This is a genomic window from Evansella sp. AB-P1 (assembly GCF_029688925.1).
In the GTDB taxonomy this organism is placed as follows: domain Bacteria; phylum Bacillota; class Bacilli; order Bacillales; family Salisediminibacteriaceae; genus Evansella.
The window spans coordinates 51,769-67,902 of record NZ_JARUKY010000015.1; the positions used below are offsets into that span (position 1 = coordinate 51,769).

The window sequence follows — 16,134 nt, forward strand, 5'->3', positions numbered from 1 at the left end:
AACGCCTCAGCCTCCACACTATACATTTTGTATACTGCTAAAGTACATTGTCCTGTCTCTGCCTCTGCAAGTGTTGCTCTGATGTTATTTGCGTCGAGACAACTCGAAGTTTATTCGTGAAGCATATGCTCGTCGCTGGAGTCATCGCCCTTCACTGCTGAACCGTTTCTATTTTCAGGGGAGACGCAAAAAAAACAAAAGGCTTCAATAGCCTTTTGTTTTTTAGTCTTCTTTTATCATTTCTTCGTATTGTTCAGCAGTCATTAGGTTGTCTATTTCAGAAGCATCAGATGGTTCAACGATGATCATCCATGCTTTTTCAAATGGGGATTCATTAACAAATTCAGGAGAATCCTCAAGCTCGCCATTAACTTCAACAACCTTACCACTAATTGGTGCATATAATTCCGATACTGTTTTTACTGATTCTACACTTCCAAAAGGCTCGTCCGCTTCAATCTCGTCTCCTACTTCAGGAAGTTCTACGAAAACAATGTCACCTAATTCTGATTGCGCAAAGTCTGTAATACCAATGCGTACTTTTCCATCTTCGGTTTTAACCCATTCATGTTCTTCAGAATACTTAAAATCTTTTGGTAAATTCATACTGTATCCCTCCAACTTTCTTTAATTCTAATTAATTGACGAACCATTTTCTATAACCATTATTTCATTATGTATAGTACAGCCCATCTTCATACACTTCCATCTAAACTATAGTACAAATTGATATGTTGAAGCAACCATCTAAGGAAATATATTCATAAAAACATCCTTCTTACTGAATACTCCATTGAATCTTACTAAAGCTAAAATATTTAAACTATTTCCAAGCCTCTTCAAACATTTCTTCGTTAAAACCAACTGTAACTTTTTCACCATTGGTCACGATTGGTCGTTTTATTAGCATTCCATCAGAGGCTAGTAATGTTAACAACTCATCTTCTGATGCCGTATTCACTTTATCCTTTAAGCCAAGCTCACGATACTTTTTTCCGCTTGTATTAAAAAACTTTTTTAATGGAAGTCCACTTTTTTCATAAAGGCTTTGAAGTTCTTCTTTTGACGGTGGATTTTCTACAATATGTATATCATTGTATGAAATCCCCTGTGCATCTAACCATTTTTTTCCTTTCTGACAAGTACCACATTTGGGATATTGATAAAAGGTTAAACTCAATTTGATCATCCTCCATTATGTATAAATTTAACATTAAGGTTAATTAAGGGGCAAAAGTAATTTTCTTAGTAGTTATCTAGCTTTAGCTAATAAGAACTTCCCCCTTAACATAAATCACCTAATTACTACTTTTTAAAAGGTCACGTCTACTATTTTATATTAAATTCTGTCTAAATTTCACGAAATCTGCTCTATTCGTCCCTGTTTTTCTTTTCTGTGTCCTCTGGAGATAAGATTTCGTATACTTCTTGAATGGAGTATGCTGAGCTATCGGTAAGCTCTTTCGAGAACTCCTCTACTGCACGAAGCTTCGTTCCCTTGATGAATTCATTTTTCGGTTTACTAGTCATTGGTGTCTCCTCCTAGATGAAGTTTACAATTAATTCATAGTATGCACTGATTTCTTTAGATAACACGGCTTTTTTCCAGTTAACATATGAACAAAAAAATGCGAAAAGCCTAGTATTTAATAGGCTTTTCGCAAACAGAGAGAAGAGTGCCCTTTCTTTAGAAAGGAGGTTTATTACATTGGGGCTGGGTAAGTGGCCCCAAATTGAAGAACGTATTGTTAATTTTACACGACTTCCTTTAGTCTAAAAGTAAATTTGTAAGCTTATCTCCTATAAAACATACTTTTCAGACTCAATAACCTTTGCAGCAATCATTCTTGTTTTTGCAACAACATTAACTGGAGTATGGCGAGTTAATTTCTTCAAAATGGATAGCATCGTTCGTAAGCTATCTCCTTCTTCTATTGCTACGAGGGATTCTTTTGCAATAGCTTCTATTCTGTTAAAGGCTTCTTGTGAGAAAACCTCTGTCATTAGCAGCTTTTGTTTTGCCTTTTCTAAACCATCTTTAGCGATTGCTTTTTCTGTTCGTAGGACACACGATTCAATACTATAAATGTCAGAAACAATATCAGCAATATTTGCAAGAAGCTCTTGTTCCTTTTCCAGCTTTTCGCCATGCTTTTCTACAGCCATTCCAGCAACCATCATAAAGATCTTCTTCCCATTTTCTAACAAATATTTCTCTTGAGCTAACGGTTCGTCTTCCACCTCTTGTGGCATCATCATCATGAGTTCTTCCTTTAAAGATCCTGCTTGCTCCAATAATGGAAGATCCCCTTTCATCGCCTTCCTCATAATTGTAGCCGGGACTAATAATCGATTGATTTCATTTGTTCCTTCAAAAATACGATTAATACGCGAATTACGGTACATTGTTTCCACTTCATACTCAGACATAAAACCGTAACCACCGTGAATTTGTACCGCCTCGTCAGCTACGAAGTCTAATACCTCTGATCCAAATATTTTATTTAAGGAGCATTCAATTGCATAATCACTTATAGCTTTTCCAACAGCCTTCCCATCCTGCTGCTCTTCATCAGATAGTGCCGCAAAAGCATCTTCAATTAACCCACCTGTTCGGTATATAGAGCTTTCAGCAGCGTATGTTTTTGCTGCCATTTCTCCTAGCTTCTTTTGAATTAGTGTAAACTTTGCAATAGGAATTTTAAATTGCTTCCGTTCGTTTGCATACTTTGCAGCTAATTCGATTCCGTACTTAGATCCTCCTACACAGCCAACTCCAAGCTTATAACGCCCAATATTTAATATATTAAAGGCAATAACATGCCCTTTACCAATTTCACCTAATACGTTTTCCTTAGGTACTAAAGCATCCTCTAAAATGACCGTACGAGTAGAAGACCCTTTTATCCCCATTTTCTTTTCTTCTGGTCCAAAGGAAACACCTTCATATTCTCTTTCTACAATAAAAGCAGTAAAATGCTCTCCGTCAATTTTTGCATATACGATAAAAACATCTGCAAAGCCTGCATTTGTTATCCATTGCTTTTCTCCATTTAATACGTAATGGGTACCAGATTCATTTAGCTTAGCTGTCGTTTTCGCACTTAGTGCATCAGACCCTGAACTTGGCTCCGTCAATGCATATGCAGCTATTTTTTCTCCAGTAGCTAAACCAGGCAAATATGTCTCCTTTTGCTGTTCATTCCCGAAATATACAATTGGTAAAGTACCAATACCTACGTGTGCTCCATGTGATAAGGAAAAGGAGCCCGCTAAGGCAAACTTTTCTGTTATCAATGAGGAGCTAATTTTATCTAGGCCAATTCCCCCATATTCCTCTGGAACATCTGCCCCTAATAAACCTAATTCGCCAGCCTCTTTAAGCAAACGCACAGAAATATCAAATTGATGTTCTTCAATTTTTTCAATTTCAGGTACTACTTGATCTAAAATGAAATCCTCTGTTGTTTTTGCGATCATCTTATGCTCATCTGTTAAATCCTCAGGAGTGAAAACATGATCAGGTGTAACCTCTTCTAGTAAAAAACCTCCACCACGAACGGTTTTATCTGCAGTTGCCATTATTAATCAACCCCCTTAATTTTTAGAAAAACAAGTGAATGTCTTTCCATCGACGAATCTATTAAACTTCCAAATCTCATTACATTAATTCAAATACACCTGCAGCTCCCATTCCTCCACCGATACACATGGTTACTACACCAAATTGTTCTCCTCTTCTTTTCATTTCGTGAATAAGGGTTAAGGATAATTTCGTTCCTGTACAGCCTAGTGGATGACCAAGGGCGATGGCTCCACCATTCACATTAACTTTCTCTGGATCTAGTTGCAGATGTCTAATTACTTGTAACGATTGGGAAGCAAAAGCTTCATTTAATTCAAATAATCCTATATCTTTCATTTCTAAACCAGCCATTTTCACTGCTTTTGGAACAGCCTCAACTGGACCTATTCCCATTATCTCTGGTGCCACACCAGCTACTGCAAAGGATCTAAATTTAACGAGAGGGGTAAGTCCTTCTGCTTTCGCTTCTTCTCGGTCCATCACAAGGACACTTGCTGCTCCATCACTCATCTGGGATGCATTTCCTGCAGTAACAGAGCCCTTAATGTGAAAAGCTGGACGTAGCTTCGACAATGTTTCAAGTGTTGTATCAGGACGAATCCCTTCATCCTTCTCTAATACAACTTCTTTTTCCACAAGCTGATGTTGTTCATTAACTGAACGTAAAGTCACTGGAACTGGTACAATTTCATCCTTAAATTTCCCTTCTCTTAAAGCAGCATCTGCTCGCTTATGGCTTTCCACAGCAAATGCATCCTGTGCTTCACGACTAACATCAAAACGATTTGCTACTTCCTCAGCCGTATGCCCCATATTCATATAATATTCTGGTGCCTGTTCCACTAACGTTGGATTAGGCGCAATAACGTGACCGCCCATTGGAATTAAACTCATGGATTCTGCGCCGCCAGCAATAATCGCCTTCCCATAACCTAGCATGATTCGTTCCGCTGCAAAAGCAATACTTTGTAAGCCAGAAGAGCAATAACGGTTAATGGTAATGGCAGGGACAGTATCAGGTAATCCAGCAAGAACAGCAATATTCCTTGCCATATTCATTCCCTGTTCCGCTTCTGGCATTGCACAACCAATAATGACATCATCTATCCGACTAGGATCAAAGTCATTTGCTCGTTTTAATGTTTCTTTTATCGTTAAAGCACCTAGATCATCTGGCCTTACAGCTACTAACGTACCTTTTTTCGCTTTTCCTACAGGTGTTCTTGCACCTGCTACGATAACCGCTTCCTTCAAATCATTCCCCTCCTTCAAAGCTTTTTAGTTACGTAATGGCTTTCCTTTTGCAAGCATGTGCTGCATTCGCTGTTGTGACTTTGGTTCTCCTACTAAGCTTAAAAATGCTTCTCTCTCAATATCTAGTAAATACTGTTCGTCTACCTCAGTTCCCTTCGCCACACGTCCGCCAGCAATAACGAAGGCTAATTTTTCCGCAATCTTCATATCATGCTCTGAGGCGTATCCACTGTTATACATCTGCTTCGCCCCTAGAAGCATGGTGGCGTAACCTGTTTCTCCAACCACAGGGATTTTCTTACGCTTCGGAGGCTGATAGCCTTGATTGGATAAATAAAGGGCTTTCTCCTTCCCATCGTGTAGTAAATGATCTCCATTTACACTGATACCATCTTGTGGTCTTATAAATCCTAATTGTGCTGCCTCTTGGGCGCTTGTTCCTACTTTTGCTGTAGCAATAGTTTCGAATACTTGATTGGCAATTGCCTGTAAATCTATCTTTGTATTTTCAGGTACCCTTTCTATTTGACGGAGGTATAACTCTTTATTCCCTCCACCACCAGGAATGAGGCCAACGCCAACTTCAACTAATCCCATGTATGTTTCTAACGAAGCTTGAATAGAGGCAGAAGGAAGACATATTTCCGTACCACCACCTAGCGTCATTCCAAATGGAGCTGATACTACGGGCTTTGCTGAATATCGAATGGTAGCCATTGCTTTTTGAAATTGACGAACAACTAAGTCAATTTCAGGGAAATTCATATCTTGTGCTTCCATTAAAATCATCATTAAGTTTGCACCGACACAGAAATTTTTTCCTTGATTATTAATAACAAGACCTTTGTAATTTTTCTCCACTTCTTTTACTGATTTATTAATCATTTGAAGTACATCTAACCCAATTGAGTTGTTAGGTGAATGAAACTCTAAGCACGCTACATCATCACCAATATCCACAAGGGATGCACCTGTATTTTTTAAAATAATATTACTCTTTTCGTCTTTTAAGCCTTTTAAGTAAATCACTTTCTTATTTATCTCAGCCTTAACGTAATCTCCATCGTGGTAATACTCGTTGTATCCCTTGTAAAAGCTGTCATACCCTTTAGAGAGCATCTCCTTTACCCAAGCTGGTACCGTCTCTCCTTCTTCCTCCATACGCTTCACTGATTCTTCTAACCCAATCGCATCCCAGGTTTCAAAGGGACCCAATTCCCATCCAAATCCCCATTTCATGGCTAAGTCAACGGAACGGATAGAATCAGCAACCTCATAACAGAGCTCAGCTGAATAAATGAGTGCTGGTTTTAAAATATTCCAAATGATTTCACCAGCCCGATCATCAGCATATACAAGGGCTTTCAACTTATCCTCTTTAGATTTTGCCTGTTTACTTTTTTGTAAAGATGGTGCTTTTAACTTTTTCCGTTCTACATACTCCATACTTTCCAAATCTAATTCTAGAATTTCGCTTCCCTTATCTGTTTTTTTCTTATAATAAAAGCCTTTTCCAGCTTTGCTACCAATCCACCCTTTTTCAGCCATTGTAGTCATTATTTCTGGTGGATCGAAAACGTTCTTTTCTTCCCCCTGCACTTGATCGTATACATTTTTAGCAACGTGAAGAAAAGTATCTAACCCAACAACATCCAATGTTCGAAAGGTTGCACTTTTAGGTCGCCCTATAACTGGACCAGTAACAGAGTCAACTTCTCCAACCGAGAAGCCTCTTTTAAGCATTTCTCTAACTGTAATAAGTAAGCCGTAAGTTCCAATTCGATTTGCTATAAAATTAGGTGTATCCTTCGCCTCAACGACACCTTTACCTAATACATTCTCACCAAATGTCTTCATGAATTGAAATACTTCATCCGAAGTGTCCTTTGTCCGTATAACTTCAAGAAGCTTTAGATACCTTGGAGGATTAAAAAAATGAGTTCCTAAAAAATGCTTTTGAAAGTCTGAAGATCGGCCACTTGCCATTGCTTCAATGGAAATACCAGATGTATTAGAGCTAACAATACTCCCTTCCTTTCTATACTTATCCACTTCAGCAAATACTTTTTTCTTTATGTCTAAATTTTCAACAACAACCTCGATAATCCAATCCACTTCTGAAAGACGTTTCATATCATCTTCCATATTTCCAGTATCGATCAAACTAATATTTTCCTTTTTTGCAAGTGGAGCAGGCTTTTGTTTCTTTAATTTTTCTAATGCATCGTTCGCTAATCGGTTCCTTACGTTAAGGTGCTCCAAGTTTAACCCTTGTTTCTCTTCCGCACTTGTTAATTCTTTCGGAACAATATCTAATAGGAGTGTAGGAATTCCAACATTGGCTAAATGAGCTGCTATACCAGACCCCATGATACCTGACCCTAAAACGGCAACTTTCCCAATTCTATTAATCATGAATAGCCTCCTTTAGTCTTTTGAATGAATACTCATTCATTTTTTGGTGAAAAAAATATATTGTTCATTCTGTATTTTGCCGTAAGCCCTTTCATCTATTTACTACTATATATAATTTTTCAAAATGACGCAACAATAATATCAGAAAATTTAATCTTTTATTTATTTTTTATTTATTCTAAATTTTGTGATTTGAATTTATTGTGCGGAAAACAAGGCTAAATTTATGAAAGACTTCTATACAGTTTAGTTTTACTACTTTTCAGTCGTCTAAAATGTGAAAACTTGCACCATAAGTGATGAAAATTTACATCAAGGAGTTTCATTCGTTACAGGTGACACAATTACACCTAAGTACCGCCTACGTCCTGTAGGGAACGGAGTAATGTCGCCATCCTAACTCCGGGCACGGCCTCAACTTCCTAGCACTTACTCGGTAAGTGCTAGAGGATTTTCGGATCGTGCTGATCCCACTGGAGTCGCCGCCTTCCACTAATGAACCATTTCTATTTTCAGGGTAGACCTTCATTCAAGTGGAACTTGCACCATGGGGGATGAAAATATTCTTTCACAGCAATCACATCTTATGATTTTGTAGCTTTGCGGGCTTCTAGAACGTTTCTTGGATACCGCATTTGTGTTTTTCATTGCTTTCCGGGCTTCTAGAACGCTTCTTGTTTTCAGGGTAGTCCATCAAATAATGAACATTTAATGACCAAATTAATTTCAATTGATTTCTTAGTATACAGATGATTGGAATGAGAACAATAAAAATGATCTATAGCGTCTCTTAATGACTACAAATGAGGAGGAGTAATTATGCAGCAACAGAATATGACACAAGGGCAAGGGCAACAAAATGTAATGCCTGAACCACCAAATGTGATTACAACAAAGGATCATATGTATGTTACCGATATGCTTTCCTGGAATTTATTGGCTATGAAAAAGGCTCATGCTTATGCACAGCAATGCACTGACCCTCAAATTTCCCAAGCTTTAGACGAAGCAGGAAGAATGCATAATAATCATTACCAAACTATCCTTAACCATTTAAACCAACAAAACCAACAAATGAATAAACCGTTACAATAGGAAGGAGGAAAAAATCATGAATAATCAACAACAGCAATCTTCAACAAAAATTCAAAATCCAAAAACGCAAGTTCCAGAAACACCACAAATGTCAGATCGTGATTATATAAACGATATGCTATCTACAGAAAAATATATGACTGATTCATACTCAACGGCATTAAATGAAGCAAGCCATCAGGCACTTTATTCTGATCTACAGCAAATTTTTATCGATTCCCAGCAATGCCAACGGAACCTCTTCAACTTAATGTTTGAAAAGGGTTGGTATAGCTTTGATGCAGAACAACAACAAACATTAAATCAATCCTATCAGCAATTTACTGGCTATCAAGCTCAAAATCCATATAACCAAAACAATCAACAACAATAAGCTTTAAGAAAGAGGCTGTCTTAAAAAGTGATTTAACTTATTTTGAGGACAGCCTCTTTTGCTTTTATCTGGTCTCCCCATTGATTCAATTCATCTTCTATTTGAAATTCCTCATCGTCAAGGTCTAGTAACTCTCTCCTATTTATTACATTTTTTCATCTTATATTTTTTAAAATGTGGTTATTTTTTATTAATTTCGAACATGCTAGTAGTATTATGAATATTGCTTTCTTTATTTTTATCGTACTTATTGCTGGGTGGTTATTAGAATGGTTTGTCTATGAGGATACAGCCAAAAAGAGAAAGGGGGTAAAAAAGAACAACTTATACATTAAGGGGCTACTCGCTATTATGTTTCTTTGTGTTATCCTTACTAGCTATCTTTTAAGTAATGTAACAGAGGGAACATCGAATATAGCAAAAATGATCGGGTTAGTCCTAATCACACAAGGGTTGTTTATCCGATATTGGACCTACTTTATAACAAAACCATACTTTACAAGGATGATTATTCCATTAGAAAACCGCCCATTATACAGTGACGGTCCTTTCCGTTTTACTAGGCATCCATTTCATACAGGTTTCTTTTTCATTACACTTGGAATTGGATTATATATAAGTGGACATTGGTTTTCAATATTCTTTTCTTTTGTATTTGTCGGAACGGCATTACATTATTATATGTCATTAGAAGAGAATATTTATACAAAAAAATATGGAGATATTTATACGTATTGGTGCAGACACCGATTCCGTCTTCTCCCATTTCTCTATTAAGAATTCTATATGTAAGTTCACATTAAAGCTACGGAACTATTTCGTAGCTTTTTCTTTTGGACACTAGACTACGTTAGGAACGATACTCCTCCCCTCCTCCCTATTCACAAAATCGTACGGAACATGGTCCCGCACAATTTTCTGACTTTTTAAAATTCTCCTTGCAAAATCAATGATCGTTCGATTATAATCGAACAAATAAAAAGTTTATTCGATTGGAGTCGAACATAATGAAAGTATACACTGCTTTTAACCCACAAATGGAATTTATGGCAAGTTTGTTTGTATTTGAGCAAAGGTCCATATTCAAAAAAGTAGATTTAGGAACGAAATGGAGAAAAGAGGTTTCTCAATTACTTCCTAATGAGTTTATTACTAGTTTGGAAAGAAAAGAAGTACAAGTCACACTAACCTGGATTCATCGTTGTATTCAATATGGTATTTTTAACGGAGACTCGATTGACGACTTATTAAAATGGACTATGGATTTGGATAAGGTTGGCTTAGTAGAAGAATTATCAAAACAAATAGCAACCACTCCCCCTCCTTTACCGATAGTAGAGGTTTATAAACTATTAGATCAATGGAACAATTACTATTTTTCAACGTTAGATCCCTCCATCCTTCATTCATTAGAGGAAAAACAGCGGGAAATAGAGAGCCTTATTTCTAACTATGATGCGGTAGAAGTAATAAATATTGTTACTAACGGGTTACAGTTAGAAGGTTTTTCAGAGGATTTAACTGTCACATTAATCCCACAATATCATGCTCGTCCAATTGTACTGTATCAACAAGATCGAAATCATCATTTCTACCAGTTTTCCGTTGATGATATAAAAGGCACCAATGTGATCCCACCTAAATTTTTGAGAGTACAACAAGCCTTATCCGATGAAAATCGATTACAAATACTAAAGCAACTAGCTAATAATCCACAAACATTTAAATCCATTCACCAGGCAATAGGACTGGCAAAAAGTACAGTGCATCACCACTTAATAGCTTTACGTTCCGCTGGGCTAGTACATCTACACATTTCTCCAACAGGTCAAGATTATTATAGCTTTCGAGAACAAGGTGTTAAAGAGATGGAAAGAAGAGTATTACAATATATTTTTAATTAAATCTCTGGAGGAAAATATCAAATGAAAACTTTATATCTTCAACGTTCATTTTTATTTCTTTGGTTTGCACAAGCCGCTTCAGGTTTAGGTGGAACGTTTGCTGCTTTTATTATTTCTTGGCTCGTTTATGATATTTCTGGTTCAAAAATAGCAATGAGTATGATTTGGATTTCATTTATGGTACCGAGCTTAATAACTAATCTATTAGCCGGACCATATATTGATAGATTTCAATATAAAACGGTAATGATCATTTCTGAATGGATGAGAGCCATTGTCTTTTTTATCCCAGGTATTTTACTCTTTTTGGATCAGCTTCATTTACCCATTTTATTTATAGCAGCTATGATAACCGGAATTGCAGAGCCATTGTTTCGTCCCTCTAGTATGGCGTATGTAGCACATATTCTTCCTAAGGAGTCACTTCAGCGTGGAAATTCCATATTAGAAGGAACAATGCAAACAATGATGCTGATTGGACCAGCACTCGGTGGACTACTTCTTACCTTATTTGGCCCTCTAGTCATTATTATCATCCTTGTTCTTGTAGTAACTTTATCAGGTTTTCTTCTTCTATTTATTAAAAAGATCGATTTAGTAAAGTCAGAGGTTCGTCCAGCATGGTTGCCAATGTTTAAAGAAGGGATTCGATTTTATAAATTTTACCCAGTGTTGTTTTGGATTGGAATATTAATGATGACAATTAACTTTAGTTCTGGAGCAGCACAACCATTGTTTTTACCATACGTATTGGAGCATTTACATGGTACTGAATTTCAGTATGGTTTATTTATGTCGTTATTTTCTTGTGGAATGGTGTTTGGTTCTTTTATTACAGGTTCTTTCAAACAACCGAAAAACCTACGATTTGTTATGTTAGGAAGCTTAAGCTTAGGGGGATTAATGCTCGTATTACTCGGAATTGTCACTAATATATGGTTAGCATTAGTTGTCTCTATGCTACAAGGACTATTCGCTGTAATGTTTACAATTAATAATACGACATTCTATCAAAAACGAGTTCCCGAAAATATACGTGGACGTGTATTTACCGTTCGAGCTCTTTTAGCCCAATCAGGTATTCCGTTAGGTGCAGGATTAGGTGGAGTATTAGCAGAAACATATAGTTTTACTATACTATTTGTGGCATTAGGTGGATTAACCATATTTGCAACATTCATTGCGTGGAATTCTAAAATTTTCTATCAATTAAATATACCGTTAGAGGAAAAAGTAGATCCCAAACAAATTACTACTGAGAAAACAGCAACTTAAAATTAGTCCTACTACGTAGTATTATTAGCAAACTAGTAACCTGCTACTAGAGTTTATTAGAACACTAAAAAACCTCAAAAACGAAAACGTTTTTGAGGTTTCATTATTTCATGTGTTTATGAGGATTTCTTTAAGAATCCGGAATAGCGTCGATCAATTAAGTGGCTTTCAACTTGCTTCATAGTATCTAATGCAACACCTACTGCGATTAGTAGTCCAGTTCCACCAATTTGTACTGCAGGTGGCAGACCCATTACCGCTGTAACAATTAAAGGAATAATTGCTACTGTTGCTAAGAACAATGAACCAACAAATATTAAACGGTAAAGTGTTCGCACGATATACTTTTCAGTAGTTTTCCCAGGGCGAATACCTGGTATAAATCCATTTTGCTTTTGCAAGTTATTAGCCATTTGTTCTGGATTAATTTGAACAAATGTATAGAAATAAGCAAAGGCGATTATCAATATAGCATAAAATGCAATACCATAAGGTGAGTCTAAGGCAAATATGTTAATGATCGTAGCGGCAAATCCGCCTTCTCCACCCCAAATTCCAGCAACCGTTTGTGGCATAAAGAATAGTGCTGATGCAAAGATAACTGGAATTACCCCTGCTGCATTTACCTTTAATGGTATATGTGTGGATTGACCTCCAGTTGGTCGACCTCCACTAGCAATTTTCTTCGCATATTGAATCGGAACCTTACGAACAGCTTGATGAACGAATATAATACCAACAATAATAGCAATAATCGCTAGTAAAATAAGAATGATAGTTACAATGTTTAAGAATAGCTGATCTCCTGCTTCCACAATGTACATACCATAAAGTTGGTTTGCTCCTTGTGGAAAGGCAGCTACTATCCCACCAAAGATAATGATCGAAATACCATTTCCTATTCCTTTAATAGTAATTTGCTCCCCTAGCCACATAAGGAAAGCAGTACCTGCTGTTAATACAACTGCTATAAGTAAATAAGTCATAACATTTGGATTTGGTACAAGACCTGGCATTAAGTTATTAAACCCAATGGATAATGCTAATGCTTGTAAAAAAGCGATTCCTATCGTTCCATAACGAGTAACCTGAGCTAGCTTTTTACGACCGGCTTCTCCTTCTCTTGACCACTCTGCAAATTTAGGAACAACATCTAATCTCAATAGCTGCACAATAATGGATGCAGTAATATACGGCATGATACCAGTTGCAAATACTGAGAAGTTTTCCAAAGCTCCCCCACCAAATGTGTTTAAAAATCCAAATGCTGCTAGATCACCAAAATCTAGTACTGATGGATCAACACCAGGAGCTGGTATATGTGCTCCTACTCGGAACACAAGTAACATCAATAATGTGAAAATAATCTTGTTGCGTAGGTCACCCACGCGAATAATATTGCGAATCGTACGAAACATGTGCAGCACCTCAACCTTTCAATGTATAGACCGAACAAACATCTCTTGGTCTTTTTAATAGAATATCATAAAAACTATAAATATTTGATATTTTTTTAAATTTGACAAAAATAGTAACAACTTTACTAAAATTACTATATTTTGACAAACCTTTATTTTTCTATCTAAAAATAAGAATACACTGAAAAACCAACAATGTAAACGCTTTATTTTTATGTAAAAAATTAATAGAAAACATTTATCCAAGTCTAGCGGTTTTTCGTTTTAGAAAGATAAATATTTACTAGACTGAATAAAGGTTTTACATACTAGCTAGGTTATTTATTAAATGGAGACCACGTTTTTCGTTCTTTCTTATGCCGATTAATCGTATTAATCACTTGACGTACGACCTCGTCATCTAAATAATTACCATCTGCTTGTTGAACAGCCACATCTACCTGCGTTGGATTATTCAAGCCCATAACTAAAGTTGTCACTCTCGGGTCTGCTAAACAAAACTTAATAGCAAAAGCTTCCAAACTCATATCCATCTCTTGTAAGAAGGAGTTAATTTTGGAAAGCAAATCATATGCATCATCCCAATCTGCACCTTTAAATGTGTCATCAGCAGGTAAATCCTTCCGATTAGCACGTCGATCAGTTAACAATCCTCTTAACAAGGGGCGAATCGCAATAAAGCCCATTTTTTCTTCCTCTAAAGCTGGGAAAAATTGTTCAAAATCTGTCTCTATTGCATTGTAATAGCCAACTAATGCATCAAATTTTTTACTATTAATGGCTACTGCTCCGTATTCTGTAGTCATTGGAAATGAAGCTAGATAGCCTACCTTCCCTTCTTTTTTCATATCATCGAAGATATCTAACATTTCTTCAAGCACTTCAGGAAACATAGTAATTCTCTTTGCATTCCCCTCTTTATGGAAAACAGCTTTCTGTGATACTCCACGTTGTAAATGTTGAACAACATCAATTCGATCTGTATGTAAGGTTCGTAGTGCATCTTCTATTCTTTTTCGAAATAATTGCTTATCAAATTTTGGTTGATCAAATTCTGGAGTAGACACTTTAATTATATGATTCAATTCATGTCTCTTTGGATGTTCTTTTAAGCAAGATCCCAGTAGATCAATCGTTTTATATTCATAGCTGGAATGAATCGTATTTACTCCTAAATCAATCGCTTGATCTAATGCATTTTTTCCATTTTTCTCTTCTGTTTCAAATCTCATTGGACCAAATGTAATCTCTGATAAAGTTAAATCTGTTTTTCCTAATTTTCTGTAGTTCATAACCATCACCTTTCCCAAATTTATTAGTGATCACTATCAAAAAAATTTAGTGTAAATAGATACACTACTTACTTCACACGAAAAACCGGGCGAAAAAGCCCGGTGCAAATAGCTATCTAAACTAATACACTTAAATTCTCTTTTAATTCATTTGTCCAATTAGAAGATTCACCTAATAATACAGGATACACATGATCACTTTTTTCCAACTGACTCGTTATTTCCTTAATACATTCATTAGATGAATAGATAAGAGTCCCATATTTTTTTCCTATTTCTAAGATGGATTTTACGACAGTAGCCCCAGTAGTGACTAAAAAGTTAGAGACATCTTTTTCACTTGTAACAAACCACAAACCAGCTTCTTTTCCATCATTTAACTCTTCGTTTTCTTCACTTGTTTTTCCAACAAGAGTTTCATGTGATTGCTCGTGTAAAAATTCAATTCCCACTTGCTTCTCTGGCTCATGACGTCCCGTTAGAAGATTTACTAAATCCTCGATGATAGCACTAGCTGTAGGGAATTCTCCAGCACCAGGTCCTTGTAGCACGATAGAACCTACAATACTCCCCTCAATCTGAATAGCATTATTTACTCCTTCAACGTTAAAAAGAGGATGATCTTCAAATACAAGGCAAGGTCTTACAGAAGATTCCACGTTACTTCCATTTTTATTAATTGTTGCTACATGCTTTATCCTAGCATGAAATTGTTTTGCTAACATAATATCTTCCGTATCTACCCCACGAATACCAATTGGTTTCTCAGATGTCCAAGTAGATTCACAGCCATATATCCACTGGGTCATTATTTTCGTTTTAAAATAAGCATCCCAACCATCTACATCCTTGTCGGGAACAGCTTCGGCATAGCCTTTTCTTTGAGCTTCTTCTAATGCATCTTCAAAGCTAACAGACGCTTCCCTCATCTTTGTTAACATAAAATTAGACGTTCCATTTACGATTGCATCCAAACGCTTTATTGTATTCGTCTTTAATGTATGACGAAGGGTATTTAATAAAGGAATTCCCCCAGCAACAGCAGCTTCGTATAATAAAATGCATTTATTTTTAGCAGCTATATTATGAAGCTCCCTTCCATGGTTCGCAATTAATTCTTTATTGGCAGATATGACAGATATCCCTTTGTTTAATAGCTGAACCACATAGGGATAGCTAGTTTCAGCATCTGGAGAAGCTTCAACAACTGCATGTAGACTGTCGTGCTGAAATAGTTTATCAAATTCATCTGTAATCATCGTACCTTTTCGTACATTTCGGTTCTTATATTGATTTTTAACTAATACAAGGGGAATTTCTAAGGAACGACCAAGTAACGCCTCTATTTTCTTTTCATACTTCATGATGGTTTTATATACACCTTCTCCTACGGTGCCAAAACCGATGATTGCAATTTTATATGATGACTGACTCATTTACCTTCATCCCCCTTGTACATGTTTATTACGCAAAATTACTTTTGATTTTTATAACTAGGCTAACCTGATAATAGCTTTCATTT

Annotated in this window: 14 protein-coding genes; 5 read left to right on the forward strand and 9 right to left on the reverse strand. The window is 36.3% G+C overall.

Annotation, left to right across the window (positions count from 1 at the left end):
• Positions 1-222: 222 nt before the first annotated feature.
• The 6 genes from gcvH to QA612_RS15880 form a co-directional block, all read right to left on the reverse strand.
• Positions 223-606: a glycine cleavage system protein GcvH gene (gcvH, locus tag QA612_RS15855; protein WP_278284786.1), complete on the reverse strand. Its 384-nt coding sequence runs from the start codon at positions 604-606 to the stop codon at positions 223-225.
• Positions 607-823: 217 nt separating this feature from the next.
• Positions 824-1,180, reverse strand: a complete 357-nt coding sequence (locus QA612_RS15860; RefSeq protein ID WP_278284787.1) for an arsenate reductase family protein — start codon at positions 1,178-1,180, stop codon at positions 824-826.
• A gap of 191 nt (positions 1,181-1,371) precedes the next feature.
• On the reverse strand, positions 1,372-1,530 hold the full coding sequence (locus QA612_RS15865; RefSeq protein ID WP_278284788.1) for a hypothetical protein: 159 nt from the start codon (positions 1,528-1,530) through the stop codon (positions 1,372-1,374).
• A 270-nt stretch (positions 1,531-1,800) separates the two neighbouring features.
• On the reverse strand, positions 1,801-3,582 hold the full coding sequence (locus QA612_RS15870; RefSeq protein WP_278284789.1) for an acyl-CoA dehydrogenase family protein: 1,782 nt from the start codon (positions 3,580-3,582) through the stop codon (positions 1,801-1,803).
• 79 nt (positions 3,583-3,661) lie between these two features.
• Positions 3,662-4,840, reverse strand: a complete 1,179-nt coding sequence (locus QA612_RS15875; protein ID WP_278284790.1) for an acetyl-CoA C-acetyltransferase — start codon at positions 4,838-4,840, stop codon at positions 3,662-3,664.
• 24 nt (positions 4,841-4,864) lie between these two features.
• A complete protein-coding gene (locus QA612_RS15880) occupies positions 4,865-7,255 on the reverse strand; it encodes a 3-hydroxyacyl-CoA dehydrogenase/enoyl-CoA hydratase family protein (protein ID WP_278284791.1) in 2,391 nt (796 codons plus the stop codon).
• An 819-nt stretch (positions 7,256-8,074) separates the two neighbouring features.
• Here QA612_RS15880 and QA612_RS15885 point away from each other — a divergent pair.
• The 5 genes from QA612_RS15885 (at position 8,075) to QA612_RS15905 (ending at position 11,902) form a co-directional block, all read left to right on the forward strand.
• Positions 8,075-8,350, forward strand: a complete 276-nt coding sequence (locus QA612_RS15885; protein ID WP_278284792.1) for a hypothetical protein — start codon at positions 8,075-8,077, stop codon at positions 8,348-8,350.
• 16 nt (positions 8,351-8,366) lie between these two features.
• Positions 8,367-8,723: a spore coat protein gene (locus QA612_RS15890; protein WP_278284793.1), complete on the forward strand. Its 357-nt coding sequence runs from the start codon at positions 8,367-8,369 to the stop codon at positions 8,721-8,723.
• 216 nt (positions 8,724-8,939) lie between these two features.
• Positions 8,940-9,500 (forward strand): isoprenylcysteine carboxylmethyltransferase family protein, encoded by a 561-nt coding sequence (locus tag QA612_RS15895; protein WP_278284794.1) that lies wholly within the window; start codon positions 8,940-8,942, stop codon positions 9,498-9,500.
• 230 nt (positions 9,501-9,730) lie between these two features.
• The gene (locus QA612_RS15900) at positions 9,731-10,627 is read left to right on the forward strand and encodes an ArsR/SmtB family transcription factor (protein WP_278284795.1); all 897 of its coding nucleotides are present in this window, start codon (positions 9,731-9,733) and stop codon (positions 10,625-10,627) included.
• Positions 10,628-10,648: 21 nt separating this feature from the next.
• Positions 10,649-11,902, forward strand: coding sequence for an MFS transporter (locus tag QA612_RS15905; protein WP_278284796.1), 1,254 nt, complete (start codon positions 10,649-10,651; stop codon positions 11,900-11,902).
• A gap of 116 nt (positions 11,903-12,018) precedes the next feature.
• Here the strand turns inward: QA612_RS15905 and secY are convergent, their stop codons facing one another.
• The 3 genes from secY to QA612_RS15920 all read right to left on the reverse strand — a co-directional run bounded on the left by secY (position 12,019) and on the right by QA612_RS15920 (position 16,048).
• Positions 12,019-13,320 carry a preprotein translocase subunit SecY gene (gene secY / locus QA612_RS15910; protein WP_278284797.1) on the reverse strand — a complete coding sequence of 434 codons (1,302 nt, stop codon included), beginning with the start codon at positions 13,318-13,320 and terminating at the stop codon, positions 12,019-12,021.
• A 317-nt stretch (positions 13,321-13,637) separates the two neighbouring features.
• Positions 13,638-14,612 carry an aldo/keto reductase gene (locus tag QA612_RS15915; protein ID WP_278284798.1) on the reverse strand — a complete coding sequence of 325 codons (975 nt, stop codon included), beginning with the start codon at positions 14,610-14,612 and terminating at the stop codon, positions 13,638-13,640.
• Between the two features lie 116 nt (positions 14,613-14,728).
• Complete coding sequence (locus QA612_RS15920) at positions 14,729-16,048, reverse strand: homoserine dehydrogenase (protein ID WP_278284799.1); 1,320 nt, start codon at positions 16,046-16,048, stop codon at positions 14,729-14,731.
• Between the last annotated feature and the right edge of the window lie 86 nt (positions 16,049-16,134).

Excerpts from the sequence above, each read along its gene's own strand:
- gcvH (WP_278284786.1), bottom strand. The coding sequence starts at position 606 with ATGAATTTACCAAAAGATTTTAAGTATTCTGAAGAACATGAATGGGTT.
- QA612_RS15865 (WP_278284788.1), bottom strand. The coding sequence starts at position 1,530 with ATGACTAGTAAACCGAAAAATGAATTCATCAAGGGAACGAAGCTTCGT.
- QA612_RS15870 (WP_278284789.1), bottom strand. The coding sequence starts at position 3,582 with ATGGCAACTGCAGATAAAACCGTTCGTGGTGGAGGTTTTTTACTAGAA.
- QA612_RS15880 (WP_278284791.1), bottom strand. The coding sequence starts at position 7,255 with ATGATTAATAGAATTGGGAAAGTTGCCGTTTTAGGGTCAGGTATCATG.
- QA612_RS15885 (WP_278284792.1), top strand. The coding sequence starts at position 8,075 with ATGCAGCAACAGAATATGACACAAGGGCAAGGGCAACAAAATGTAATG.
- QA612_RS15890 (WP_278284793.1), top strand. The coding sequence starts at position 8,367 with ATGAATAATCAACAACAGCAATCTTCAACAAAAATTCAAAATCCAAAA.
- QA612_RS15895 (WP_278284794.1), top strand. The coding sequence starts at position 8,940 with ATGAATATTGCTTTCTTTATTTTTATCGTACTTATTGCTGGGTGGTTA.
- QA612_RS15900 (WP_278284795.1), top strand. The coding sequence starts at position 9,731 with ATGAAAGTATACACTGCTTTTAACCCACAAATGGAATTTATGGCAAGT.
- QA612_RS15905 (WP_278284796.1), top strand. The coding sequence starts at position 10,649 with ATGAAAACTTTATATCTTCAACGTTCATTTTTATTTCTTTGGTTTGCA.
- secY (WP_278284797.1), bottom strand. The coding sequence starts at position 13,320 with ATGTTTCGTACGATTCGCAATATTATTCGCGTGGGTGACCTACGCAAC.
- QA612_RS15915 (WP_278284798.1), bottom strand. The coding sequence starts at position 14,612 with ATGAACTACAGAAAATTAGGAAAAACAGATTTAACTTTATCAGAGATT.
- QA612_RS15920 (WP_278284799.1), bottom strand. The coding sequence starts at position 16,048 with ATGAGTCAGTCATCATATAAAATTGCAATCATCGGTTTTGGCACCGTA.